This is a genomic window from Verrucomicrobiia bacterium (assembly GCA_035629175.1).
Taxonomy (GTDB): Bacteria; Verrucomicrobiota; Verrucomicrobiia; order Limisphaerales; family DASXHY01; genus DASXHY01.
Genome location: DASPIL010000018.1, coordinates 32,645 through 57,867, shown reverse-complemented (window position 1 = coordinate 57,867; position 25,223 = coordinate 32,645). Strand labels below are relative to the sequence as shown.

The window sequence follows — 25,223 nt, the reverse complement described above, 5'->3', positions numbered from 1 at the left end:
TTCATGAATCACCCCGCAGCACCACAGGAAACGCCGCCCGAACAGCATCGCATCCTGGTCATCGACGACGAGGAGATCATTTTGGTGGCGCTATTTGAAACGTTGCGGCGCGAAAATTATGATGTCGTCACGACGTCGGATCCCGAAGAGGCACTGGCTGAGCTGCGGCGGAAGGAATTCTCGGTGATCATCTCCGACCAGCGGATGCCTCGAATGATGGGATTGGATTTGCTGGCGCAGGCGCGGGAGATCCAGCCTGTCGCGTCGCGGATCCTGATCACGGCGGTGCTTAGCCTGGACACAGTCATCGAGGCGATTAACAAAGGGGAAATTTATCGGTTCATCGTCAAGCCGTGGCTTCGCGAGGAACTGCTGGTGACCATCAAGAACGCGGTTCAGCGATACGACCTGACACGGCAGAACGCACGCCTGAATGCCGCGACCCAGGCGATGAACGAACAATTGATTGAATTGAATCGTTCGCTCGAGCAGCAGGTAAAGCTCGTGGCGCAGCAGAACCAGCAGCTCACGAGCATGAACCAGGCGCTGGAGGCCACGCTGCTGCGCTCGATGGAACTGAGCCTGCACACGATGCAGACGTTTTATCCCACGCTGGGAAATCAGGCGCGCCGAGTGGCGCAGTTGTGCCGCTCGATGGCGACGGCTGCAAATCTGTCGAGTGACGAGCGGCGGGTGCTGGATGCTGCCGCGCTTCTTCACGATATTGGAATGGTCGGGTTATCGCGCCAGTTGATCCGGCGGTGGCAGGATAATCCGAGCTCGCTGGATCCTGGCGAACGCGCGCTCATCCAGCAGCATCCGATCCTGGGACAGGAACTCACTGCGCTGGGCCACGGCACGGAGGAGATTGGCAAAGTGATTCGCGCCCATCACGAGCGTTTTGACGGCACCGGGTTTCCCGACGAGTTGGCGGGCGAAAATATTCCGTGGCTTGCGCGGCTGTTGAATGTGGCCGTTGCTTTTGAATCGAGCGACCTGAACCGCGGCGATGCCCTGGAGGAAATCAAGGTGCAATCGGGCTCCGCGTTTGATCCCGAAGCAGTACGGGCGTTGCTCAAAGCCATTCCACTTGCGCCGCTGCCCCGAAAGGAACGCGAAATCCTGCTCTCGGAACTGCGGCCTGGCATGGTCCTGGCACGGGGAATCTACACGGCAAACGGGCTTCTCCTCGTTCCCGAAGGACAGCAACTGAACGCGACTTACATCGAGAAACTGCTGAATCACAACCGGGTGCAGCCAATCACCCAATCGCTCGTGGTCTATTGCTGAACATGGATTCGCCGGCTTCAATCCCGGGTTCTGCGGAAGGAAAATCCGCGCCCCATTCCTCAGCACACCTGTGGAAGAATCTGTTCGATGCCTCGCAGGACGCCCAGATGGTCTGCCGTCACGACGGACAGGTCGAGTTTCTGAATCCCCGCGCGGTTCGCCTGCTGAAGGCGGCCGACGCCGCCGCGTTGAACCTCTTCAACATTGTTTCGGCGGCGGCGGAAAAACACATTCGACAGCTCACCGCGCGTTCGTTTCCGCAACCCGAGATGCTTTACTCGGTGTTGATTGCGACGGGCGGCGCGAGTTGCAGCCCGATCGACCTGGAACTTACACCCCTTGAGGATGGGCGGCTTCTCGTAGTGTTCCGCGATGCGAGCCGCCGCATGCGGCTGGAATCTCACGTACGGCGCCTTGTTACCGCAATCGATTCAACGCCCGAGGTTTTTTTCATCACGGACGCAGACTGCCGGATCGCATTCGTCAACCCGGCTTTCCAGATTCACACCGGCTATTCCATTGAAGATGTGCTGGGCCGGAGCGACGCCTTTCTGCGAGCTCCCGAAGAGCAATCGAAAATTGCAAGTTACCAGGAGACGGTTCGAGAAGGACACGAGTGGATGGGCGTTCTCTCGAACGTGCGTCACGATGGTACGCGCTACCCGGTTGAAGCGACGATTTCGCCCATATCTGACATGGCGGGAGGGTTCATGGGATATGTGGCGTGTGAGCGTGACATCACCGACCGCCTGCGGCTCGAGCAGGAACTGCGGCTGGAATCCGATTTCATCCACAGCATTTTGACGTCGCTCGATTCGACGATCTACACCGTGGACCGCGAGTTCCGCCTGACCCACGCCAATGATGGGTGGCGGCGGATGCCGGAGGAGCATGGCGGGATCCGGGTGGAGGGTGCTCCGGAGATGGGGCGCCTGCTGCTCGACTACGTGCCTGCGCCAGAACGGCGGGCCGAGCTGGAGGGCCTGTTCAGGCAGGTGCTTGCGACGGGAGAGGCGCAGGAGGATCAGTATGCCTCGCCCGATGAAAGGCACTGGATCCTCAAGATTTCGCCGCTCGTCCACAACCGGGAAGTCCGCGGGCTTATCTGCAGCATTTCCGACCAGACGCATTATCACCAGCTGCAGAGCCAGCTGTTTCAATCGCAGAAGATGGAGATCATCGGCACCCTTGCGGCAGGTGTGGCGCACGATTTCAACAACCTGCTGCAGGCGATTCGCGGCAACGTTGGGCTGCTGCTGCTGCAGCTCCATGAAACGCCGGCACTTCACCACTGTGCGGAGCAAATCAGTATTGCCGCCTCCCGCGCTTCCGAAATCACGCAGCAGTTGCTGACGTTCAGCCGCAACACCGAGGAGAAGAATTCGGTGATCGACCTGAACCAGGTGATTCACGAAGCGAGCCAGCTTGCGCGCCGGACCCTGCGGGGAAATGTCACGCTTGAACTGGTGCCCTCGCCCGAGGCGGTTCCAATCAAGATTGATCCCACCCGCGCGAACCAGGCCTTGCTGAACCTCTGCGTGAACGCGCAGGATGCAATGCCGGACGGCGGGCGGCTGTCGATCACAAACACGGTGGTGCAACTCTCCGCGGCCCAGCGCCAGCAGCACAAACTGCCGGAGGATGCTGAGTTTGCGTGCTGCAATGTCAGCGATACGGGTTCAGGAATTCCGCGCGAACTTCTCGATCGCGTCTTTGAGCCGTTCTTCACGACCAAAGAAAAAGGGCGGGGGACGGGCCTCGGTTTATCCATCGTTCAGCGTGTCCTCACGGAAGCGGGAGGGTTTGTCGAAGTGGACAGCGTTCCCGGTCATGGCACGACATTTCACCTCTATTTTCCCGTGGTGCGTGAGGCAGTTGCAGACACGCCGGCTCCAAATCACCAGCAACTGGCGCAGGGTACCGGGCGCGTGCTGGTGGTCGATGACCTGGACCTGCTGCGCGATTTCACACGCAGCTTCCTGCAGGCTGCAGGGTTCGAAGTCCTTGTCGCCAGCAGCGGCGCTGAAGCCCTGAGTGTGCTTGAATCGACCCCCGAGCCCGTCGACCTGTTGTTCACGGATTATAGCATGCCGGGAATGAACGGCATTGAGCTGATCGAGCAGGTTGTCCAGCGCTGGCCGCACATGAAGATCGTGCTGGCTTCAGGCTACCTGGATGACGTGGCGCGCACGCGTCTGGACGAATTGAAGGCGAGCGTGCTGTCGAAGCCGTACGACATGAGGGATGGAGCCGAGTTGATCATCCGGCTGTTGCAGGAATCGCGTTCCTGAAACCTGCCGCCGAAGGCGACAAATTAGCTTCAACCGCGGCGGCCTTTCTCCCACAATCGCCGCCCATGACGAACTTATTTGATCTTTCCGGCGAAGTTGCGGTTGTCATCGGAGCCACGGGTGCCCTTGGGGGCGCAATTGCTGAAGGCCTTGCCCAGGCCGGGGCCGCGGTGGCGGTGATGGGTCGCAACGCTGAACGAGGCGAATCACGCGTCAAAGCCATCGAAGCCAAGAAGGGCAAGGCGGCGTTCTTCTGCGCCGATGCCATCCAGCGCGACAGTCTGAAAGCCGCACACGATGCGATCGTGAAGACTTTTGGCGCGCCGACAATCCTTGTCAATGCGGCTGGCGGCAATGATCCCAAGGTAACCGTCACTGCGGATAATCCATTCGAAAACATTCCGTTGGAAGCCTGGCACTCGAACTTTGACCTCAATCTCGTGGGCGGCGTGTTTCTCCCATGCCAGGAGTTTGGCCCGGCCATGGTCGCGCGCGGGAAGGGAAGCATCATCAATATTGCGAGCGTGTCAGCCCATCTGCCACTCTCGCGGGTGGTGACCTATTCTGCAGCGAAGGCCGCGGTCCTGAATCTGTCGCTGTTCCTCGCCCGTGAATGGGCGCAGAAGGGAGTCCGCGTGAACACCATCACGCCGGGGTTTTTTCCCGCAGAACAAAACCGCAAGCTGCTGTTCAACGACGACGGTTCCCCCACCGCGCGCACGAAGTGCATTCTTGGCCACACGCCCATGAATCGTTTCGGCGATCCTTCCGAACTGATTGGGGCTGCAGTTTTCCTGGCCAGCTCAAAGGCGAGCGGGTTCGTCACGGGAACAGATCTTCGGGTGGACGGCGGCTACCTGAGCCAGACGATTTGACGTGCGGCTTCGCGCGCAAGTTGACTTGTGCTCCCACCTGAAACAGCGTAAGCGGTCGCGACCATCATGACACAAAAAGAGCTTCAATCATTGGCCACCCAGCATGGGACGCCCATCGTGATCATTGATCATGATGTGATCCGCAAGAACTACGCGGAGTTCCGCAGGCACCTGCCGAAGGTGCAGGTTTATTACGCGGTCAAGGCGAACCCGGCGCCCGAGATCGTGCGCACGCTTTACAAGGCCGGCGCCAGCTTTGACGTCGCGTCGCTGCCCGAGTTCCTCACGGTTTACGACAACGTCAGGAAACTGCCTGCCAAACAGCAGCAGGATTTTATCTGGGACAAGATCATCTACGCGAATCCAACCAAGCCGAAGGAGACGTTGCTGGCGCTGGATAAATACAAGCCGCTGGTGACCTACGACAACGCCGGCGAGCTGGAAAAAATCCAGCGGTATGCGCCAAAGGCCGGAGTGGTGTTGCGACTGCGTGTCGACAATACGGGATCGCAATGCGAGCTGTCGTCGAAGTTTGGCTGCGCACCTGGCGAAGCCGCGGATCTCGTCGCCGCCGCCTTCGATCGGGGGCTCGTTGTCGAAGGCTTGAGCTTTCACGTGGGCAGCCAATGCACCAACTTCCAAAACTTCGTCCAGGCGCTTAATACCGCCGCGGCCGTCATGAAGGAATCAGCAGGGCGGGGTCACGTGTTGAAGATCCTGGATATCGGCGGCGGCTTTCCCGCCCATTACAACAAGCATGTCCGTCCGTTCCGCGAACTGGCACGTGTCATCAACACCGAAATCGAGCGCCTCTTCGCCCCCGACATCCAGATCGTTGCCGAGCCAGGACGTTTCCTCGTTGCGTCAGCAGCGACGAGTGTGGCGCGCGTAATTGGCAAGGCGATCCGCGATGGCAAGATGTGTTATTACATCAATGACAGCGTTTATCACACATACAGCGGCATCATCTTCGACCATTGCCATTATCCGATTCGGTCTTTCCGCCGCGGCAAAGCGGAAATCAGCGCGGTGTTTGGGCAGACGTGTGATGGGCTGGACACGATTTCGCAGTCGGAACCGCTGCCGCCGCTCGAAATCGATGACCTCGTTTATTCAGAAAAGATCGGTGCGTACAGCAATGCCTCGGCAACATATTTCAACGGATTTCCGCCGGCGAAGGTGCTGCACGTGAACCAATGATCAGAGGGTTGTCTCGGCGAAAGTCTGCATCAGCGCCTTGATTTTGTCTGCAGCGGCCAGGTCGCGATTCACGAGCAACACCGCCATGGCGCCTCCCGGCCGAAGCGCGCAAACGATGTCGCCGCTCTCAAACACCCATCGCAGCAGTTCAGCTGTGCCCTGCGCGGTCTGCATCGTTCCCACCGTCGCGGCAATTCGTTTCATCGCTTCCTCGACGCGAGCCTTCGAAATATCTTCGCGGCACACGCGCACCCGAAGCGACTGATCGGACAGCCGCACGCCGCACGCCAGAATTCCCCGGGTGCGGGCTGCCTGCTGCAGCCATTGATCGACAGGATTCGTCACTTCGATCCTCCCGAGACTGAGCGAACAAGCAGTTTGCGATCGGATTGAAACAGCAGGACCATGCGTTCCTGCGCGAATTGAATTTCCAGCCGATCCCCGCGAATCCAGTCGAGCGCCTCGCCGATTCTATGCGCCGCGTTTTGCATTTCGTCCATGAACTGAATGCGCTTTTCGATCCGCTGGGCCTGCCATTCGTAGAGCAGTTCGCCGCTGGTTGAGCAAAGGATGATTTCCTGGATGGTTCGTTCCGCAGCGGCAACGGGTTCCGGCTCGGGAGGTGCAATGACGTTTCCGTGCGCGTCGAGCGGTCCAGCGGAAGCTTCGTCATTGACTCGCGCCGCCTCCATCATCAGCGATTCCCAATGGCCGTCGATCGTCTGGCGCGGCGGTTTGGTGTAAGGCTTCAGTTGGAATTCGCCGCCTTTGTATCCCAGCAACTGGAACAAAGCCGCTTCGCCCGCCTTCTCCTCAACCTCGGCATGGAGAATGGAGCCGTCGTGAATGTAAATCCGGCCCACGGCGCCCGCGGCGGAGATCTCAAGGATCGACGATTTGCGGCCGAGGCACTCGAGTTGCAGCACCTCTGTCAGACCCACCTGGCGGAGCATTCCCCGAAAACCTTCGGCTGGCGCGGATGCCACGGCTTCCAGAGCGGCGTAGATGCGGTCGAATCCGGTTGCCACCTCGGATTTGTCGAAGAACAGTGCGGCGCCATTCTGCAGGCAGAACGCGCGATTCTCCGGGAGCGCCGCGGACGTCAGCACAATCACTTGCAGTTCGGGGTGCGTGCGTTTCAACAACGGCAGCAGTTGAAGCCCGTCCATGATCGGCATCTTCAGGTCGAGGATGACGAGGTCGATGGAATGGGTTTTAATCGCCGTAAGTGCGGGGGCGTAATGATCGGCAGTATGAACAATCCACGCGCCCGGGCGATACGACACCAGAAAATCCTTGAACATCTGCGCGAAGTCCTGGTCGTCATCGACAATGAGAATCTGCCGGGCGCGCGGTTTGAGGGTGGCGGTCTCGCTCACGTTCCCATCGCCTCCAGAGACTTGCTGGCGGCCTGTTTCACCGCGTCGTCCGGATCCGAAAGCGCCGTCATCAATGCCGATGCCGCGCGCTTGTCGCCCAGCCGTCCGAGCGCTTCCGTCGCTGCGAGGCGCACGTCGCCGTCGGAATCGCGCATCAACTCAATGAACACGGAGAACACGCGCCGCTGTTTATACCCCGCCGTGGTCAATACATTCGCGCTTTCAATGCCGCCGGTTTGCGTTGCGGATTCGCCCAATTGCTTCAGCACCGTTGTCGCAGCGTATCGAACGGACGACGAATCAGAATTGACGGCCACACGCAGCTCCGGGATGACGCGGCGCGCTTCGTCTGATTGCGCCCAACGGGGATCGATCATGGGGAGCGTGTAGGTCGCGGCGCGGCGGACTCCCGATTCAGGATCGACCAATGCCAGGATGAGGGGACCCAGCGCCCGCGGATCGCGGAGACGCCCGATCGAAGCGACTGCGGACTCCCGCACATCCGGATCGGAATCGCGGAGCGCAACGATCAGCCCGTCCACTGCTTTGGCGTCCTGAAGTTTCCCAAGCGCATTCGCGGCAGCGCGCCGCACATCCCACATGGAATCCTTCAGAAGCTCCGTCAGTGCTTCCGCGGCACCGCGCGTTTCCAGGCGGGCGACGGCTTCGGCACCCGCGACGCGCACCCGATGGTCGGGGTTTTGCAGGGTGCCCAGCACGGCTTCGGATGCCTTGGGTCCGCCTGTGTTCGTCAGGGCTTCAATTGTCGCAACGCATACGGCGTGATCAGGAGTTCGCAGGACTGGAATCAGCAGGTTCAGGACGCGTTCATCCGCAATGCTGCCGAGAGCGTGAATGGCGGCGATTTGCAGGCTGTATTGCGCGGTTTGCAACACGATCTGCAGCGGTTCAATGGCTTCGGGTCCATACGCCGCGGCTTCGTGCATCTGCCCTCTGGCAACGAACAGCCAGACTTGTTCGGCCGTGTTCGCCGGTTTCCAACCGCGGCGATCCAGGTAACGCGCGGCCCGGCCCCGCACGGCCGCGTCGATATCGCGCAGCGCACCGACATAAGCGAGCGTCACCCGTTCGTCCGTGTTTTCCTTCAGGCCGTCTGCAGCGACCTGGCGCATTTCCGGACCCGCCGTTTGCAATGCGTTCAGCAGGAAGTTTGTGGCCTTCTCGTCGCGAAACTTCCCAAGGGCAAGCGCTGCCGCCGACGCAACCTCCGGGTTTTCGTCGCGAAACGCCTGGATCAGTGCGTCCACGGCCCGCGCGCCGCCGGATTCCGCGAGGCGGTGCACGGCCTGCAGGCGAGTCTCGGGGTTACTGGACTTGAGATGGAGCAGTTCAAGCCACCACATGCGAGGGGAACGCTAACGAAATTCGATGGATGCGCAAAGACAGAAAGCACCCGCCAGCGGATGCGGGGAATTCCGGCACTGTTCTTGTCGTTCTCCCCTCGCCTGCGACGCAGGAGCGGGAGCGGGGCCGGGGGAGAGGGTGCTCTGCGGGCGCTGTCATTTCCAAGCTCAAGCGCTCCTCCTCTCCCCGGCCCTCTCCTCCACTCCGAGTGGAAGAGAGGGAGACCAATCCGATGCTTCTTCTGAATAACACAGCACAATCTTTCCCTTTCATCTGCGATGCACGAGCCGCGCGAGAGCCCGGGTAGGGGAGTAGCAACAGCGGCAAGGCCAGCAGGCGGCGGGCGGCGAAATGCGCTTTGCCGCGTCCAGGGTTTCCCACTAGCTTCCCGCATGCGCGAAGCATCCCTGAATTTTTTACGCACACTCGTCAACACTCCGAGTCCCGTCGGGCACGAAGTCCGCGGCCAGCGAGTATGGCTCGATTACGTCCGCGCCTTCACAGATGAAACGTTCTCCGACGCCTACGGCAATTGCGTCGGGGTCGCGAACAAGGGCGGTTCCCCGCGGATCATGATCGCGGCGCATGCCGATGAGATCGCGATGGCGGTAAACTTCATCAATGAGGACGGATTCATCTACGTTCGCAAAATGGGCGGCATCGATCCCGCCATCTCGAAGGCGCAACGGGTTTTCATTCACACCCGCAATGGTTCCGTGAAAGGCGTCGTCGGAAACGTCGCGCCGCACCTGTGCAAGCAGGACGGCGAACCGAAACTGCCCAAGATCCACGAGATCTTCATCGACATCGGCGCGAGTTCGCGCAAGGAGGCCGAGTCGCTCGTGCGCGTTGGTGATCCCATCACGCTCACTGACGAGTTCGACCTGTTGCGGAATGACCTGGCCGTTGCCCGCGCCTTTGATAATCGCATTGGCACGTTTGCCGTCGCCGAGACCGCGCGACTGTTGAAGGAATCGGGCGTGGGTTTTGCCGCGGAGGTATGTGTCGTTTCCAACGTGCAGGAGGAAGTCGGACTGCTCGGTGCCCGCCAGATCGCCTATTCCCTCAAGCCCGACATTGCCCTTGTCGTGGACGTCACCCACGCAACGGATTATCCAACGGTCAACAAGTGCCAGCACGGGGATATCCGGATCGGAAAAGGCCCAGCCCTCACCCATGGCGGCTGCAATCATCCTGATGTGGTGGCGCGAATCGAGGAGGTGGCTGCAGCGAAGAACATCGCATTGCAGCATGAGGCAATGTCCGCCACGAGCGGCACTGACACGGACGTGATCTTCTGGACGCGCGGCGGCATCGCCAGCGCATTGATCAGCCTTCCCAACCGTTACATGCATTCACCCGTGGAACTCGTGAGCCTCAAGGATCTGGAGCAGATTCCGGAACTCATGGCGGCATTTGTCCACTCCGTCAAGGCGGGCGAAAAATTCGCGGTTCGGATCTGACGCAGCCGAAATTCGTCCGCATTTTTATCGACCGCGATGCAGTCATTTGATCGCGTATTGGCGCTGGTCTGCGCAGCTTTTGCGCACCGTTGCGCGTCTTTGTCAAACTCCAATTGCGTCGTCGCATGAATGGGCGTATGAATTCTCTGGCATGCCCAGTTCGAAGACCTTTCAGGCGGTGATGTGTCTTCTGCCGAAGTCGCTTCGGTTGATTGCGGGTGTCTGTTTTCTCGCGGTTTTTTCCCTGGCCGCGCAAACGCTCAATGAAGCGCAGCAATTGTTTTTAAGAGGCGACTACGCAGCGGTCATCAAGGCCGCGCAGGGGCGTTCGAATAGTCTCTCCACCGACTGGCACGTGTTGTTCGTGAAGTCGTTGATGATGACGGGACAGTACGCTGAGGCGCGGCAGCGGGCGAAGGTTGCCTTTGAATATTCACCCATGGACTTGCGCGTGCTGTTGCTGGCGCGCGAATCGGCCCTCTTTGCCAACGATGCGATCGAAGCCAGCCGGCGCGTGACGGAGATGCGGATGATTATAGAGCGCCGCGGTCTCGCTGCGCAGGATGGGGACGGGCTCGTCGCGGCCGGGGAGGCGCTGCTGCTCCTGGGAGTTGAACCTCGGCTCGTCCTTGAAAATTGTTTTCGCCGCGCTGAACGCATGAGTGCTCCGCCGCGCGAGGCGTTCCTCGCCACGGGGAGGCTCAGCATGGAGAAGCGTGACTTCGCACTTGCGGCCGAGACTTTCCGCGCGGGATTGAAAAAATTTCCCGGCGACCCCGACCTGCTCGGCGGACTGGCGCACGCGTTTCAAACCGGGGATCGCAAGGAAATGATTTCCGCGATCGAAGGCGCACTCAAAATCAATCCGAACCACATCCCCAGCCTGCTGCTGCTGACGGATCACCTCGTCGACAGCGAACAATATGACGAGGCTGAGAAGCAGGCGGCGCTCGTGTTGAAGGTGAACCCGCACCAGCATCAGGCGCTGGCATTTCGCGCAGTCATGGCTCATCTGCGCAACGACGCATCGGCCGAGGCGCAGTTTCGCGCCGCCGCGTTGAAGCACTGGCCGGCCAATCCCGAGGTGGATCACCTGATCGGCCGCAAGCTTTCACAAAAATATCGGTTCGCTGAAGGTGCGGCCGCACAGCGTCGCGCATTGAGCCTGCAGGAAGATTACATTCCGGCGCAGCGCCAGCTCGCTGAGGATCTGCTGCGGCTTGGATTGACGGAGGAAGGCTGGCGCCTTGCAGAAGCGGTTCATCAGCGTGACGAGTACGACGTCACGGCCTACAACCTGACGGTCCTGCGGGACAAAATGGTAAAGTTCCGCACGCTCACCAACGAACACTTCATCGTGCGCATGTCGGAACGCGAGGCCGCGGTTTATGGCGATCGTGTGCTCTCGTTGCTGGAACGCGCGAAGACCTCATTATGCGACAAGTACGGCGTGAGTCTGGAGCAGCCGACCATCGTGGAAATCTTTCCGGAACAAAAGGATTTCCAGGTTCGAACCTTCGGCATGCCGGGCAATCCCGGTTATCTCGGCGTTTGTTTCGGTTCCGTGATCACTGCGAACAGTCCCGCGTCGCAGGCGCCAAATCCTGCGAACTGGGAGAGCGTGCTGTGGCATGAGTTCTGTCATGTGGTGACGCTGAATGCGACGAAGAATCGGATGCCACGCTGGCTGAGCGAGGGCATTTCGGTTTACGAGGAGCGGCTGGCGAACCCGGCCTGGGGCGAGAACATGAATCTCGCCTATCGCGAGATGATCCTCGGTGAGGACTTCGTTCCCCTCAGCAAGCTGAGCGGCGCGTTCCTGACCCCGAAGAGCGGGCAGCATCTCATGTTCGCGTATTATGAATCATCTCTGGCCGTGGAATACCTTGTTCAAAAATTTGGGCTCGAAGCGATCAAGCTGATCCTCGCCGATCTGCGCCAGGGTAAAGAGATCAATCCCGCGATTGAAGCGCGGACCACTGTGATGAGCGGCTTGGAAAAAGACTTCGCCGCTTACTGTCGTGCGAAGGCTGACGCGGTGGCTTCTGGCATCGATCTCGCCAAGCCGCCCGAAGGCTCCGCGATGGAATCGAGCATGATGATCTGGGAAGCGAGCCATCCGAATAATTATTACAGGCAAATGCGGAAAGCGCGGGGCTTGATGGAGTCGAAGCAATGGGCTGACGCAAAGCCGATCCTGGAGGCGGTTTCGCAGGCGTATGCGGGGGAAAGCCGACATGAGAATCCCCTGTGGCTTCTTGCCGTGACTGAGCGCCACCTGGGCAATACCAATGCCGAGTTGGCCGTGCTGGAGCGCCTTGCCGAACGCGATGCAGATTTCGTTGATCTGTATCAACGCCTCATTGAGCTTGCGGAGCAGCGGGGGGATTGGGCTGCAATGGCGAAATATTCCGACAGGCTTCTCGCTGTGAACCCGCTGATATCGCTGCCGCATCGTTCTCTTGCAAGGGCATCGATGGAGCTGGGCGAAAAGGACCACGCGATTCGAGCTTATCGGGCCTTGTTGCTGCTTGGGCCCGCCGATCCGGCTGAGACACACTTCCAACTGGCCCAGCTGCTCCACGCGCGGGAAAATTCAAAGGCCGAAGCGCGGCGCCACGTGTTGCAGGCGCTAGAGGAAGCGCCCCGTTATCGCGCAGCACAGGAGCTGCTCCTGCGGCTGCAGACCCCTGTTTCACAAAACCCCTGATTCATGAAGCGCCCTTTGTTTGTCGTGATCATTCTGCTCCTCGTGGCGGGGGCAGTCTGGGGCCAGCGGCGCGGCGGATGGCGCATGCGCGGCGGTGGGGACGAGCGGAGCGTCGCCTGGACTGAAGGCGGGATCACCGTGGATACAACCCGCGTCCGAACTGCGCGCGAGGTCGCATCGCACAGCACCGATACACCCAACTGGACAAACCCGCCCGCCTTCACGCCCGACGCCTTCACGTTCGTTCGGATCATCTACAAGCGAAGTTTCGAAGGGGATCTTTCGGGATCGGCTGGAAGCTGGACAACGGATTTTCCTGACAGCGACTTGAACCTTTCCTTTCGGCTCCAACAGATGACATCGATCAAGGTGGATCCGAACGGCCGCATTCTTCGGCTGACCGATCCCGAGCTTTTCAACTATCCGTGGATCTACATGGTGGAACCGGGCCGCCTCGAGTTGGAGGAAGACGAAGTGCTGATGCTGCGGAAGTATCTTTTGAACGGCGGGTTCATGGTCGCGGATGATTTCTGGGGTGAATTGCAATGGTGGAATTTCGAGCAGCAGGTGAAGCAGGTCTTTCCCGATCGCGGGTTCGTGGATGTCCCGATGGATCATCCCATCTTCAACTGCGTGTTTCCGATCAAGGGGCCGAAGAACGCACTGCAGATCCCGAATGCGCGGACGGCAATCCGCACTCAGTACGGCGGTCCAACCTATGAAGGGCACGATGGCGAAGCCTGCGCCGAGGTTCACATCCGCGCAATCTACGACGACAAGGGAAGGATCATGATGCTTGCCCTTCACAACACCGACAACGGCGACGGCTGGGAGCGCGAAGGCGAGAATGATTTTTTCTTTCACCGCTTTTCCGAGAACATCGCCTTCCCCCTTGGCATCAACATCATCTTTTACGCGATGACGCACTAATCGAATGGAAACCACCACCACCTACCAGGCGGACTCACAGGCGCTCGAGAAGCTGATCAGCGGCCGTGCCCACATTGAAACCGAACTCTCGAAGGTCATCATCGGCCAGAAGGCGGTGGTTGAACACATTCTGCTGGCGTTGTTTTCGGGCGGCCATTGCCTGATCACGGGAGCGCCGGGATTGGCGAAGACGCTGCTCGTGAAATCGATTGCACGCGTGTTTCACCTGAACTTCCAGCGCATCCAGTTCACGCCCGACCTCATGCCCGCCGACATCACGGGCACGGAGATTCTTTCTGAAACGGACGCGGGGCGGCGGCTCACGTTTGTGAAGGGGCCGATTTTCGCGAACATGATCCTTGCCGACGAAATCAATCGCACGCCGCCCAAGACGCAGTCGGCATTGCTCGAGGCGATGCAGGAGCACCAGGTCACGGCCGCGGGCGTGCGGCATCCGCTGCCTGAGCCGTTCTTTGTGCTGGCGACGCAGAACCCGATCGAGATGGAGGGAACCTATCCGTTGCCCGAGGCGCAGCTGGACCGGTTCATGTTCAACGTGGTGATTCAATACCTTCCCGAGGACGACGAAGTGGAGGTGGTTCAGCAGACAACAGCGCGCAAGCCTTTGAATATCGAGCCGCTGTTCACGGGCGAGGATGTGCTGCGATTTCATGAACTTGTGCGGCAGGTTCCAATCGCACAAAGCCTGGTGCGTTACGCGGTGCGCATTGCGGCGGCATCGCGGCCGAACCAGCCTGAGACGCCCGCGTTCGTAAACGAATGGGTCAGCTGGGGCGCGGGCACGAGGGCTTCGCAGTTTCTTGTTGTGGGCGCGAAGGCGCGCGCGTTGTTGCAGGGACGCACGCATGTTTCAGCCGAGGACATTCGCACTCTCGCCGCGCCAGTGCTGCGACATCGCATCCTGGTGAATTATCGCGCCGAGGCCGAAGGCGCAACCGTCGAGGCGATCATCGCGCGTTTGCTGCAAAACGTGAAGGAGCCGATGGGCACGTGAACACGATGCGCCACCCTACCGCAGCTCGCCCGTCGGATGTGTCACGCCAGCGTGATTCGCGCACGGGAAAGCTGCGCAACCTTGCGAAGTAGTTGCATGCCCGACGGTTCCACCATTCCTGCCGCCCGCAGCCTGAGTCACGGTTTCGCCGACCCGAAAACCTTGATGGCGATTCGCAACCTGGAGCTGCGCGCCCGCGCGGTCGTTGAAGGTTTCTGGAACGGATTGCATCGCAGCCCGTACCACGGGTTCTCCGTGGAGTTCACCGAATACCGGCAATACACACCCGGCGATGACACCCGCTACCTTGACTGGAGGTTGTTCGCGCGGTCGGATCGCTATTACCTGAAGAAATTCGAAGACGAAACCAACCTGCGATGTCATCTGCTGGTGGACCAGAGCCGCTCGATGGATTATGGCTCGACAGGATTCTCGAAGGCGGATTATGCGCGAACGCTTGGGGCGACGCTTGCGTGGTTTTTGCATGGGCAGGGCGACGCGGTGGGATTGTTCACCTTTGCCGAGCAGGTGCGGGAATACCTTCCTGCCCGCAATCGGCACGGACACCTGCGCCAGTTGATGCTGGCGCTGGATCGGGGCAACCCAGGCAGGGACACGAACCTTCCAGAGCTGCTGCGCCGCGTTGCGGAAATTGTGCGGAAGCGGGGAATGATCGTCCTGATCTCCGATCTCCTGACACCGCTTGACGCCATGGAACAAGGCCTTGCGCGCCTCACTGCTGCAGGACATGAGCTCATCCTTTTTCAGATCCTTGATCCCAACGAACTGGCTTTTGAGTTCAACTCGGGAACGGTTCTTGAAGACATGGAAAGCGGGCGCGAATTGGAACTGAATCCCGAGGCCATGCGCGCGGACTATCGGCATCAACTCGACGCGCATTGCGAAGCGGCGGAGAAGATTTGCCGCAAACTCGGCGTCGCTCATCATCGTTTGCTGACCAGCCAGTCCCTCGACGTGGCATTGACTGAGCTGTTGCGCAGCCGCAGCCAGCGGGGGAAGTGGCAGCGCCGCAACTCGCAACCAGGGCGCGTTGTATGAGTTTCCTCGCACCATGGTTCCTGCTCGGTGGTCTTGCAATCGCCGGTCCGATTCTCTTCCACCTGATTCGCCGCGTCACACGCGATCGCGTGCTCTTCAGCTCGACGCGGTTTCTGCGCCCTGTGGCGCCCAAGGTCACGCGCCGTCGCAGGATTCAGCACTGGATTCTGCTGTTGCTGCGCTGCGCGTGCATTCTCTTGATTGCGCTGGCGTTCGCGCGCCCGTTCCTTCGCGGCAATGCCGTTCTGCCGCCAATCGGCAACGAGGCGCGGCAAATTCTCCTGCTCGTGGACACCAGCGCGAGCATGCAGCGCGATGGCGTTTGGGATCGAGTCCGCGCAGTTGCGACGGCACAGCTTTCACGCGTTTCCGCGTCGGATGAGCTGGCGATCGTCACGTTTGATCGGGAGCCGCGAACGGTGTTGAGCTTCGAGGAATGGAAAACATTGCCGGTGGAACAGCGGGAAGGCATTGCGCGCGAGCGCCTCTCTTCGCTGGAACCCGGATGGAAAGGAACGCGTCTCGGCCCTGCGCTGACGTTCTCTGCGGAACAATTCCGCGCGCTTGCCCTCGCCGGCAATGCGGCTTCGCAACGTGAAATCGTGCTGATCTCTGATTTGCAGGAAGGCGGGCGGCTCGATGGATTGCAAGGTTACGACTGGCCGGCTGGAATGAACGTGGTGGTTGAAACGGCAGCCCCGCGGCGGGTGGGCAATGCAGGAATCGCTCCGATGCTGGACAATCGACAGAGCCCCGATGCGATGACAACCGCGGCCCGCCTCGTCAATAGCCGGGATTCTTCAGGAGAACGGTTTCGCGTTCATTGGAAGGCATCGGGCGGCAACACTTCCGAATGGATCGAAGCCTATGTTCCCCCCGGCCAGATCAGGACTCTCACCCGGCCGTCCTCAAACGCCGTCCGCCAATTGGAAGTCGAACTGGCGGGCGACCCGGAAATTTTTGACAATCGAGCGTGGTTCGTCCTTCCCGAAGCGCAGCACGTGCGGATTGCCTGGCTTGGAGTGGAGGGCGCCACGGATCCAGACAAGCTGCGATTCTACTTTGAACGCGCCTTTCCGGCCACTGCACGAGAGCGCGTGGAAGTTGCGGCCGTTGGCAACAACGAACCCGTGACACGCGAGCAACTCGATGAGTCGCCGCTCGTGGTCGTTCCGCGCAGCCTTAATGCGGCGGAAACAGGAGTGGTCAGGGAATGGCTGGCGAATGGCGGTTCTGGATTGCTCGTTCTGACGGATGATCAAATGGGCGAAACGGTATCAGCATTGAGTGGAGTGGCGGCGCGTGTCAGTGAGGCGTCGGGCAACTACTCCTTGCTGAGCGGCATCAACTTCAGCCATCCGCTCTTCGTGCCGTTTGCCGACCCTCGGTTTAGTGATTTTACGCGAATCCACTTTTGGAAGCATCGCCGACTCGACCTGCCCGCCGGCTCAACCGCGCGCGTGCTGGCGAAGTTCGATGACGAGTCGCCCGCGCTGATCGAGTTCACAGTCGGCAAAGGCGCACTGCTCGTTTGGACATCAGGCTGGAATCCCGCCGACAGCCAGCTGGCCGTGGCAAGCAAGTTTGCGCCGCTCATGCAAACCACACTCGCCTGGGCCCGCGCGGTGGCGCCTTCGCGCCATCAATTCATCACGGGTGATGCAATCCCTTCGCCTGCGCCCGCGGGAAACCCGGTTCAATGGCGGCTGCCAAATGGCAAAACGGAAACGGGCACGCCAGAGAGCTCGCTAATTGCGGAAGTGCCAGGCTTTTACAGTGCAACGGCAGGAGGAAAGGATCGTGTGTTCGCTGTGAATCTTCCCGCCGATGAAAGTCGCACGGCGCCCATGCCTCTCGACGTTCTGGCGCGTTTGGGTGTGCCGATGGGAAGCGGCGTTGAGATGACGCTGGCGCAGCGGCGCGCGCGGGTTCTTTCGACGCAGCGCGCAGAGCTGGAGAATGAACAAAAACTGTGGCGCTGGTGCCTCGTCGGAGCGCTCGGCATGATCCTGACAGAATCGCTGCTGAGTGGGTGGCTCGCGCGGCGGGAGTCCCGAGCTCACAACCCGGCGAATCTGACTCCCACCGGCAAGCCCGCAGAGTCCACACCCGCGCGGCAGGAGGAGTTCGCATGATCGAACCGCGCCTGCATCGCCTGTTGTCCGGCCTCGAACGAGTGCATCGCAGGACACGCCTGCGATGGCTCCTCATGGCCTGGTGGGGCTGCATCGCCGTCGTGATTCCGGTTCTTCGTCTGACATTGCCAGCTGTCGAACCCATGCGGGTGACAGCGTTCGTTTTGATCGCAGGGCTGCTGGGGACCTGGGTGATTCGCCTGTGGGAACGGCGCCGCAAAGATGATTTCGAGCTTCTCGTGCTGCGGCTGGAACGGGAGCATCCCGAATTGCGGCCGCTGTTGTCCACGGCTTTGGAGCAGAAGCCCGATCCGCAGTCGGGCGAGTGGAACTTCCTGCAAACCCGCGTTGTTCGCGAAGTCCTGCGTCATCCGAAACAACGGCAGGTTCAGCGTCGCCTGGAGAGCCAGTCCCGCTGGGCAAACTTTGGAAACCTTGCAGCGCTCGGTGTCGTCATTGCGATTGCCTGGTTCACACCCGCCGCCGCCGAGAAGACTGCAACCCACAGGCTGCGCTTCATCGAATCAGTTGCCGTCGAGCCAGGAGATGTCGAGGTGGAGAAAGGCAGCAGCATTGTTGTGACCATTGAATTCGAACGGAACCCGCCAGCTGGCGCGACGCTTGTGATCAAGGGCGAGGCGGCCGAAAAGAAAATTCCCCTCGAGCGCCACCTGGCGGATCCAGTTTTTGGAACGAGCCTGCGCGAAATCAATGAAAGCGCCACCTACCAGATCGAGTATGGCGAGAAATCTACGCGCGAGTATTCGATCAAGGTGTTTGAGTTCCCGGCGCTGGTGCGCGCTGACGCGGAGCTGTCGTTCCCGCAATACACAGGCCAGACCAACAAGAGCATTCCCGACACGCTCCGCATTTCGGCCGTCGAAGGTTCACGGCTCGATTACGCGCTGCAGTTGAACAAGCCTGTTTCGGAGGCGCGCCTGGTTTCAAAGGATTCGACCATCCCCTTGAATATCGGAAGCAACGGGATCGTGACGCTCGACGCATTTGTCCTGACAAACAGCGCGAAGTTTTCGCTGCACCTTCGGGATGCCGAGGGCCGCACGAACCGCCGTTCCGCTGAATTCGTGTTCCAGGCATTGCCGAATCGCTCGCCTGAACTGAAGCTGACCTTCCCGCGCGGCGACCAGCGCATTTCGCGTCTGCAGGAGCTGCGGCTGGAAGGTGAGGTCGCTGATGACTTTGGGCTGTTGAAATATGGGATCGGCTATGGCGTCGCGGGCGACGAGCCACGCCTCTTTGAGTTGGGGGCTGGCGCCGCCGCGAACGAGAAGCGGCCGCTGCAGCAGCTCATTGACGTTGAGAAACTGGGTGTCGAGGTGGACCAGGTGCTCTCGTATTTCGTCTGGGCTGACGATTACGGTCCAGGCGGAGAGCCGAGGCGCACCTACAGTGATATGTTCTTTGCTGAAGTTCGCCCCTTCGAGGAGATCTTTCGTCCGGACCAATCCGGCGGCGGCGAGGAGCAGGGGCAACAGGGTCAGGAGGGCGGCGGAGGCGGAGGCCAGGCGACGCGCCTGACTGAACTGCAGAAGCAGATAGTGATAGCAACGTGGAAAATGCAACGCGAGAAAGGAGGCGCCAGTGGCGCCTTGGCGCAGCCATGAAAACTTTTCCCCCAACCTGTCTGTTATCGCGCGGAATGATTTTCGCGCGGTTGCTCCCGCGGGATTCGCGATTCGACGCGCGCCCCTGGCGCCGCATCCATTCCTGGCTGCTGGCCGGATGCTGCGCGGCCTGGTGTTGCGCGGCTGAAGCCCAGCGTGCGCCCAATCTTGCAATTCGGACCGCCCCTTCGACCGCCAGTTTCAGTTCCAACCTGGTCGTCATTCGTGAAGCTCAGGGACAGGCGCTGGAGCAGGCGCGCGAGCTGTTGCAGCAGGTCGAAAGCGATCGCGAGCGCGCGACGCTGCAAACCGCCATCAAGGAAATGGAACGATCCGCATCGGCGCTGGATGAAGCTGAAAAATCGCCGGAGAAACTTCCCGCGGCGCTTGCCGCGCAGCAGAACGCGTATCAGGCGCTGCTCAAGGGGATGCCGCGGGAATTTCGGATGACCCGCGGACAGCGCAGTCAGGGCCAGGGCGGACAATCCGGACAACCGCAGCGGCAGCAGATGGAGCAGCTGGAGATGAACCGCGAGGAGAATCGTTACGAAACGGAACGCCAGGCGCAGGCCGAGCCCAACGCCCAACAGCGCGAACAGACCCAGACCGCCGATCGCCTTCGCGAACTGGCACAGCGGCAGCAGGACGTCAACGAGCGCCTGCGTGAACTGCAGACTGCGTTGCAAGCGGCGCGGACCGAGGCCGAGCGCGAGGAGTTGCGGCGCGAATTGAAACGGCTGCGCGATGAGCAGCGGCAGATGCTTGCCGATGTGGATGAACTGCGGCAGCAGATGGAACAGAGCTCGAACGCGACGGCTGATGCGCGCGAGCAACTCGAGCAGACGCGCAACGACATGCAGCGCGCGGCAGAAGGCATGGAGAGCCAATCACCGTCCGAGGCGCTGGCTGCAGGTACGCGGGCCCAGCAGAACATGCAGGACCTTCGCGACGATTTGCGGCGCGAGGCTTCAAGCGAGTTTTCGGAGCAGATGCGCGAATTGCGCAGCCAGGCCCGCGAGCTTGCTCAACGCGAGGAGGAGATTGCGCGAAGCCTGGATCAGTTGGAGAACGGCGCACAGCGTTCGCTCGACACTTCGCGCGAGCGCCGCCAGATCGTTGACCAGATGCAGCGCCAGCAGAATGCCTTGACCAACCTGCTTGGCAGCATGCGCGCCATTACCGAGCAATCAGAGAGCACCGAGCCCCTTTTGTCGCGCCAGCTTTACGAAACGTTGCGCCGCGCCGACCAGGCCCGCACCGAGGAACTCATGGAGATGTCGTCGCAGCTGGCCGACCGCGGCTTCCTGCCCCAGGCGAGCGAAGCGGAACGTTCGGTTCGGCGGAACATCGACGACCTGCGACGGAGCGTGGATCGCGCGGCTGAAAGCGTGCTCGGCAATGAAGCCGAATCGCTTCGTTACGCGCAGCGGGAGCTCGAGGAACTCAGCGAGCAGGTGGAACGCGAGTTGGCCGCGGGAGGCGCCGGGACGAATAATGCATCGGGCCGAAACGGGGGAAGATCCCTCCAAGGAACGAACACTCTTGCCTCAGCATCGGGATCGGGTGGCGAAAGACGCTCAGGCACCCAGGGCGAACGCGGCGAACAGCAGCAGCAATCGCAGCAGTCGGCTTCGGCGGAACAAGCCGGCCAACCTGGCCAAGGCGGCGGACGGGGTCGCGACGGGCAGCAGGCGCAGGGCGGCCAGGGCCAGCGTCAGGCGGGCGGGCAGCAACAGCAGGAAGGCCAAGGCGCCCAACCCGGACAGGGAAATCAACGCGGACAGGGTCAGGGCCAGGGCCAGGCAGATGTGGCACGGGCATGGAGCGAGCCGCAAGATGGAAGCGCCAATCAACCGGGTGAAGGCCAGCAGCCAGGTGAAGGCCAGCAAGCCGGAAACCGCGGCCAGGGAGGCCAGCGGGGCGGCGAGCAGCCCAGCGCGAGCGAGCGCGGCCAGAGTGGGAATGTCGCGCAGGGCGGGGGGGGAAGGGCAAACAACAACGGAGGTTCCAGCGGCGGCGATGATGGCGGATTTCGATTGCGCGAAATGGTTGAGCAACTGGGACGTGGCGGTGATGGCGCATGGAATGGCGGCCCGATCACGGGAGGAGAATACGTGAACTGGGCTGATCGCTTGCGGGATGTGGAACGGGTTCTCGACCAGGACGACCTTCGAAACGAACTGGCAAACGTTCGCGAACGCGTCGGGGCATTGCGCGGGGAGTATCGCGAATCGGGCCGCAAGCCATCCGACGAAGTTTTGAAACAGCAGGTCGTGGCGCCGCTCACCCAGGTGCGCGTGTGGTTGCGGCAGGAACTCGCGCGTCGCGAAAACCCGCAGGGTCTCGCGCCCCTCGATCGCGATCCCGTTCCTGAAAATTTTGCCGAGGTGGTGCGCAAGTACTACGAACAGTTGGGAACCACGCGGTGACGCACCTTGCCTCCATTGTTTTTGCCGGCCGCGACTGGATCGCGCCGGCGGTCGTGCTGTTCGCGGTGATTGTGTTCGCAGTATTATGGTCGTTTGGCGGGAACATTCCGCGGCGGCGAATCCGCAGCGCAGGTTCGGCCCTGAAGATACTAGCCGTCGCGCTGCTCCTGCTCGCCTTGCTGGAGCCGTTGTGGGTGAGCCGCAAGGCACGCCCGGGCGCGAATGTTTTCGGCGTCATTGCCGACAACAGCCAGAGCATGAAGATCAAGGACGCGACCGCGGCAGCTTCGCGCGGCGAGCAGATGCGCGCCCACTTGACTGGGGAGCGGCAGGCATGGCAAACGGCGTTGGAGGAACATTTCCAGGTGCGACGCTACACGTTCGATGCGCGGCTGGAACACACGCGGGATTTCCAATCGCTCACGTTTGAAGGACGCGCTTCAGCCTTAACGCATGCGCTCGCAACCGCGGCCGACCAGTGGCGTGGACAGCCTGTGGCGGGCGTGCTGTTGTTTACCGATGGAAACGCGACGGATTGGTCGGGCGAACTTTCCGCGCTGGAGGATGGGCCGCCCATTTATCCCGTCGTGTCCAGCGTCGATGCACGCGTCAAGGACGTGGCGCTCGAGAAGGCGGCGGTCAGCCAGACGGCGTTCGAGGATGCCCCGGTCACGTTCCAGGCGCACGTGAAGGCGCATGGCTACAATGGCGACGAGATCGTTGCGCGCCTGACCGAGGTCGCCGTCCAGACCCTCGGCACTTCCAATCGCAGCACGCCCGGCGTCCCCTTCACGAGCGTATCGAACGTTGTTGCAGAAGCCACGCAGCGCGCCCGAAGCGATGCGGCTGATGCGGCATTCCGATTTCAAGTGCAGCCCGACAAACCCGGAATGCACCTTTATGAGATGGAGGTGCGAAGCCGTGATGATTGGCGACAGGCGGGGGGCAGCGAGGAGGCCACGCTGGTGAACAATCGGCGGCTCCTCCTCGTTGATCGTGGACAGGAGCCGTTCCGCGTCCTGTACGTGGCGGGCCGCCCCAATTGGGAATACAAGTTTCTCAACCGCGCGATCCAGGAGGATCACCAGGTTCACATGGTGTCGCTGATCCGCGTGGCCCGACGCGAACCCAAGTTCGAGTTTAAGGGGCGCGCAGGTGAATCGAGCAATCCGCTGTTTCGGGGGTTCGACGAAAAATCTGAGGAAACCGCGCGTTACGACCAGCCTGTGCTGGTTCGGCTGAACACGAGGGATGAACTGGAATTGCGCGGGGGATTTCCGAAAACCGCGGAGGAGTTGTTTCAGTATCACGCGGTCGTGCTGGACGATGTCGAAGCGGAGTTTTTCACCCGTGACCAGATGAGCCTCCTGCAGCGGTTCGTTTCTGAACGCGGCGGGGGATTCCTCATGCTGGGCGGCGCGGAGTCGTTTCGCGAAGGCAATTACGCTGGAACTGCAATCGCGACGCTGCTGCCGGTTTATGTCGATCGCTCGGTCGAAATGGAACTGCCATCGCAGCTGAGGCTCACGTTGACCCGTGAAGGCTGGCTGCAACCGTGGGCGCGGCTGCGTCCGACGGAATCCGAGGAGCGGACGAGGCTGGAGGCGTTGCCCGCGTTTGAAGTCTTCAATCCTGTGCGCGACATCAAGCCCGGCGCCAGCGTGCTGGCGACCGTTTCTGATCCCGACGAGCGAAAGTATCCCGCGCTTGTGGTCCAGCGCTTTGGGTTGGGCCGGTCGGCGGCTCTGACGATTGGCGACTTCTGGCGGTGGGGATTGCGCGACGAGGAAATGCAGAAGGATCTCGGCAAATCGTGGCGCCAATTGGTGCGCTGGCTTGTTGCGGATGTGCCGTCCGCAATCAGTGTTTCTGCGGAACCCGCGAACTCCGGGAGCGCTTCCGAAATCCTTTTGCGCGTGCGCGCTCGTGACGCCGAATTCAAGCCGCTTGACGCTGTGAGCGTGACCGTTGCGGTCCGGCAGGTGAAACGGAGTGGCTCGACGGGGGCGGCGAATGGGATTGGCGATTACGTGCAACTGCCGGCGGAGTTGGCGCCGGGAGATCCGGGAACGTATGAAGCGACATTCATCGCGCGCGAGGCGGGAGCGTATCTGGTGGAAGCGTCAGTCAAGGGTAGCGATGGAACGGCCATTGTCAGCGCGGCGACTGGCTGGGTTTCTGAACCCGACGCCGAGGAGTTTCGTTCCCTGGAGTTGAATCGCGCGGTTTTGGAGACGCTGGCCAAACGGACGGGCGGCGAAGTCATTGAACTCGCCGGCCTGGAGAAATTCACGCGTCAGCTTCCGTCGCGCAGGGCTCCAGTCATGGAATCAACGAGTTCACCGATGTGGCATCGGCCGGAAATATTGTTGTTCGCGCTCGCGTGCCTCATGGGTGAATGGGGATTGCGACGCTGGAAAGGATGGCCTTGAAGACGTTCGGTTTCCATGCCGTGCGCTGGTGCGTTGTCCTTGGCTGCTTGATGCTGTCGGCCTCATGCGGATTTGCGCAAACGAATGAGAACCGAACATTGATCCTTGTGGTGGGTGCGCCCGGGGAGGAGGAATGGGGCAGGCAATTCGGGGAATCGGCGGAACTGTGGAAGGCTGCCGCGGCGAAAGGAGGGTTCAAGATTTCGATCATCGGCGAGCAGACGAACAATGCCGTGGTGGATCGGTCCCTGTTTCTGACTGCGTTGACGAATGAGTCTATCGGCGATGGGGAACTCTGGGTGGTGTTGATTGGTCATGGTACGTTCGATGGCAAGGTGGCGAAGTTCAATTTGCGCGGCCCCGATCTTTCTGCGGACGAGCTCGCCAGCCATTTGAAGGCCACACAGCGTCCGCTTGCGGTTATCAATTGCGCGTCGGCGAGCGGACCTTTTCTGAATGCGTTGTCGGGCCCGGGAAGGGTGATCATCACGGCGACGCGCAGCGGCTACGAATTAAATGTGACGCGTTTCGGTGATTACTTCGCGAAGGCGGTTGCAGATCCTGAGGCCGATCTCGACAAGGATGGGCAGACATCTCTTCTCGAGGCGTATTTGATGGCGTCGCGCCAGGTCGACCAGTTTTATCGGGAGGCGGGGCGTCTGGCGACGGAGCATGCGTTGTTGGATGACAACGGTGACAGGCTGGGGACGCCAGCGGAATGGTTTGTCGGCGTGCGCGCGGTGAAGAAGCCCGAAACGGGAAAGGCGATCGATGGCCTCCGCGCGCATCAGCTGAACCTGGTGCGTGGCACGGAAGAAAGGCAATTGACATCCGGGCAGCGCGCACGGCGGGACTTTCTGGAAAGTGAATTGAATGCATTGCGTGAGCGGAAGAGCGCGATGGCCGAGGACGAATACTATCAGTTGCTCGAGAAGCTGCTGCTTGAGGTGGCGCGCCTGTACGAAGGGACCTGACACGGCAGGTGTTCGTGGCAAAGAGGTCCGACTCTTTAGACCTGTCTTTCC

17 protein-coding genes are annotated in these 25,223 nt (G+C 60.8%); 14 read left to right on the top strand and 3 right to left on the bottom strand.

From position 1 onward, the window contains the following. Window positions 1–3 precede the first annotated feature (3 nt). The 4 genes from VEH04_02570 to VEH04_02555 all read left to right on the top strand — a co-directional run bounded on the left by VEH04_02570 (window position 4) and on the right by VEH04_02555 (window position 5,656). A complete protein-coding gene (locus VEH04_02570; GenBank protein HYG21639.1) occupies window positions 4–1,290 on the top strand; it encodes an HD domain-containing phosphohydrolase in 1,287 nt (428 codons plus the stop codon). A gap of 2 nt (window positions 1,291–1,292) precedes the next feature. Continuing rightward, entirely contained in the window at window positions 1,293–3,581 is a 2,289-nt protein-coding gene (locus VEH04_02565) for a PAS domain S-box protein (GenBank protein ID HYG21638.1), read from the top strand. 65 nt (window positions 3,582–3,646) lie between these two features. Continuing rightward, window positions 3,647–4,456, top strand: a complete 810-nt coding sequence (locus tag VEH04_02560) for an SDR family oxidoreductase (protein ID HYG21637.1) — start codon at window positions 3,647–3,649, stop codon at window positions 4,454–4,456. 66 nt (window positions 4,457–4,522) lie between these two features. Beyond that, window positions 4,523–5,656, top strand: coding sequence for a type III PLP-dependent enzyme (locus VEH04_02555; GenBank protein ID HYG21636.1), 1,134 nt, complete (start codon window positions 4,523–4,525; stop codon window positions 5,654–5,656). Here the strand turns inward: VEH04_02555 and VEH04_02550 are convergent, their stop codons facing one another. From VEH04_02550 to VEH04_02540, 3 genes are read right to left on the bottom strand one after another with little or no spacing between them, the layout of a single operon-like run. Continuing rightward, the gene (locus VEH04_02550) at window positions 5,657–6,001 is read right to left on the bottom strand and encodes a hypothetical protein (protein ID HYG21635.1); all 345 of its coding nucleotides are present in this window, start codon (window positions 5,999–6,001) and stop codon (window positions 5,657–5,659) included. Next, a complete protein-coding gene (locus tag VEH04_02545; GenBank protein ID HYG21634.1) occupies window positions 5,998–7,035 on the bottom strand; it encodes a response regulator in 1,038 nt (345 codons plus the stop codon). Before VEH04_02545 ends, VEH04_02550 begins: the two co-directional genes overlap by 4 nt. Next, window positions 7,032–8,399: a HEAT repeat domain-containing protein gene (locus VEH04_02540; GenBank protein HYG21633.1), complete on the bottom strand. Its 1,368-nt coding sequence runs from the start codon at window positions 8,397–8,399 to the stop codon at window positions 7,032–7,034. Before VEH04_02540 ends, VEH04_02545 begins: the two co-directional genes overlap by 4 nt. A gap of 393 nt (window positions 8,400–8,792) precedes the next feature. Here VEH04_02540 and VEH04_02535 point away from each other — a divergent pair, with 393 nt between their 5' ends. From VEH04_02535 to VEH04_02490, 10 genes are all read left to right on the top strand, one after another. Continuing rightward, window positions 8,793–9,863 (top strand): M42 family metallopeptidase, encoded by a 1,071-nt coding sequence (locus tag VEH04_02535; GenBank protein HYG21632.1) that lies wholly within the window; start codon window positions 8,793–8,795, stop codon window positions 9,861–9,863. Window positions 9,864–10,014: 151 nt separating this feature from the next. Then, complete coding sequence (locus VEH04_02530) at window positions 10,015–12,573, top strand: hypothetical protein (protein HYG21631.1); 2,559 nt, start codon at window positions 10,015–10,017, stop codon at window positions 12,571–12,573. Window positions 12,574–12,576: 3 nt separating this feature from the next. Beyond that, window positions 12,577–13,503 carry a DUF4159 domain-containing protein gene (locus VEH04_02525; protein ID HYG21630.1) on the top strand — a complete coding sequence of 309 codons (927 nt, stop codon included), beginning with the start codon at window positions 12,577–12,579 and terminating at the stop codon, window positions 13,501–13,503. 4 nt (window positions 13,504–13,507) lie between these two features. Beyond that, window positions 13,508–14,518: a MoxR family ATPase gene (locus tag VEH04_02520; GenBank protein ID HYG21629.1), complete on the top strand. Its 1,011-nt coding sequence runs from the start codon at window positions 13,508–13,510 to the stop codon at window positions 14,516–14,518. 96 nt (window positions 14,519–14,614) lie between these two features. Continuing rightward, window positions 14,615–15,577, top strand: a complete 963-nt coding sequence (locus VEH04_02515) for a DUF58 domain-containing protein (GenBank protein HYG21628.1) — start codon at window positions 14,615–14,617, stop codon at window positions 15,575–15,577. Further along, window positions 15,574–17,712, top strand: coding sequence for a BatA domain-containing protein (locus tag VEH04_02510; GenBank protein HYG21627.1), 2,139 nt, complete (start codon window positions 15,574–15,576; stop codon window positions 17,710–17,712). The genes VEH04_02515 and VEH04_02510 overlap by 4 nt, the downstream gene beginning before the upstream one ends. Next, window positions 17,709–19,337 (top strand): hypothetical protein, encoded by a 1,629-nt coding sequence (locus tag VEH04_02505; protein HYG21626.1) that lies wholly within the window; start codon window positions 17,709–17,711, stop codon window positions 19,335–19,337. Before VEH04_02510 ends, VEH04_02505 begins: the two co-directional genes overlap by 4 nt. Further along, window positions 19,334–21,766, top strand: coding sequence for a hypothetical protein (locus VEH04_02500; protein ID HYG21625.1), 2,433 nt, complete (start codon window positions 19,334–19,336; stop codon window positions 21,764–21,766). The genes VEH04_02505 and VEH04_02500 overlap by 4 nt, the downstream gene beginning before the upstream one ends. Further along, on the top strand, window positions 21,763–24,198 hold the full coding sequence (locus VEH04_02495) for a glutamine amidotransferase (GenBank protein HYG21624.1): 2,436 nt from the start codon (window positions 21,763–21,765) through the stop codon (window positions 24,196–24,198). Before VEH04_02500 ends, VEH04_02495 begins: the two co-directional genes overlap by 4 nt. Then, window positions 24,195–25,172 carry a hypothetical protein gene (locus VEH04_02490; protein ID HYG21623.1) on the top strand — a complete coding sequence of 326 codons (978 nt, stop codon included), beginning with the start codon at window positions 24,195–24,197 and terminating at the stop codon, window positions 25,170–25,172. Before VEH04_02495 ends, VEH04_02490 begins: the two co-directional genes overlap by 4 nt. Window positions 25,173–25,223 lie beyond the last annotated feature (51 nt).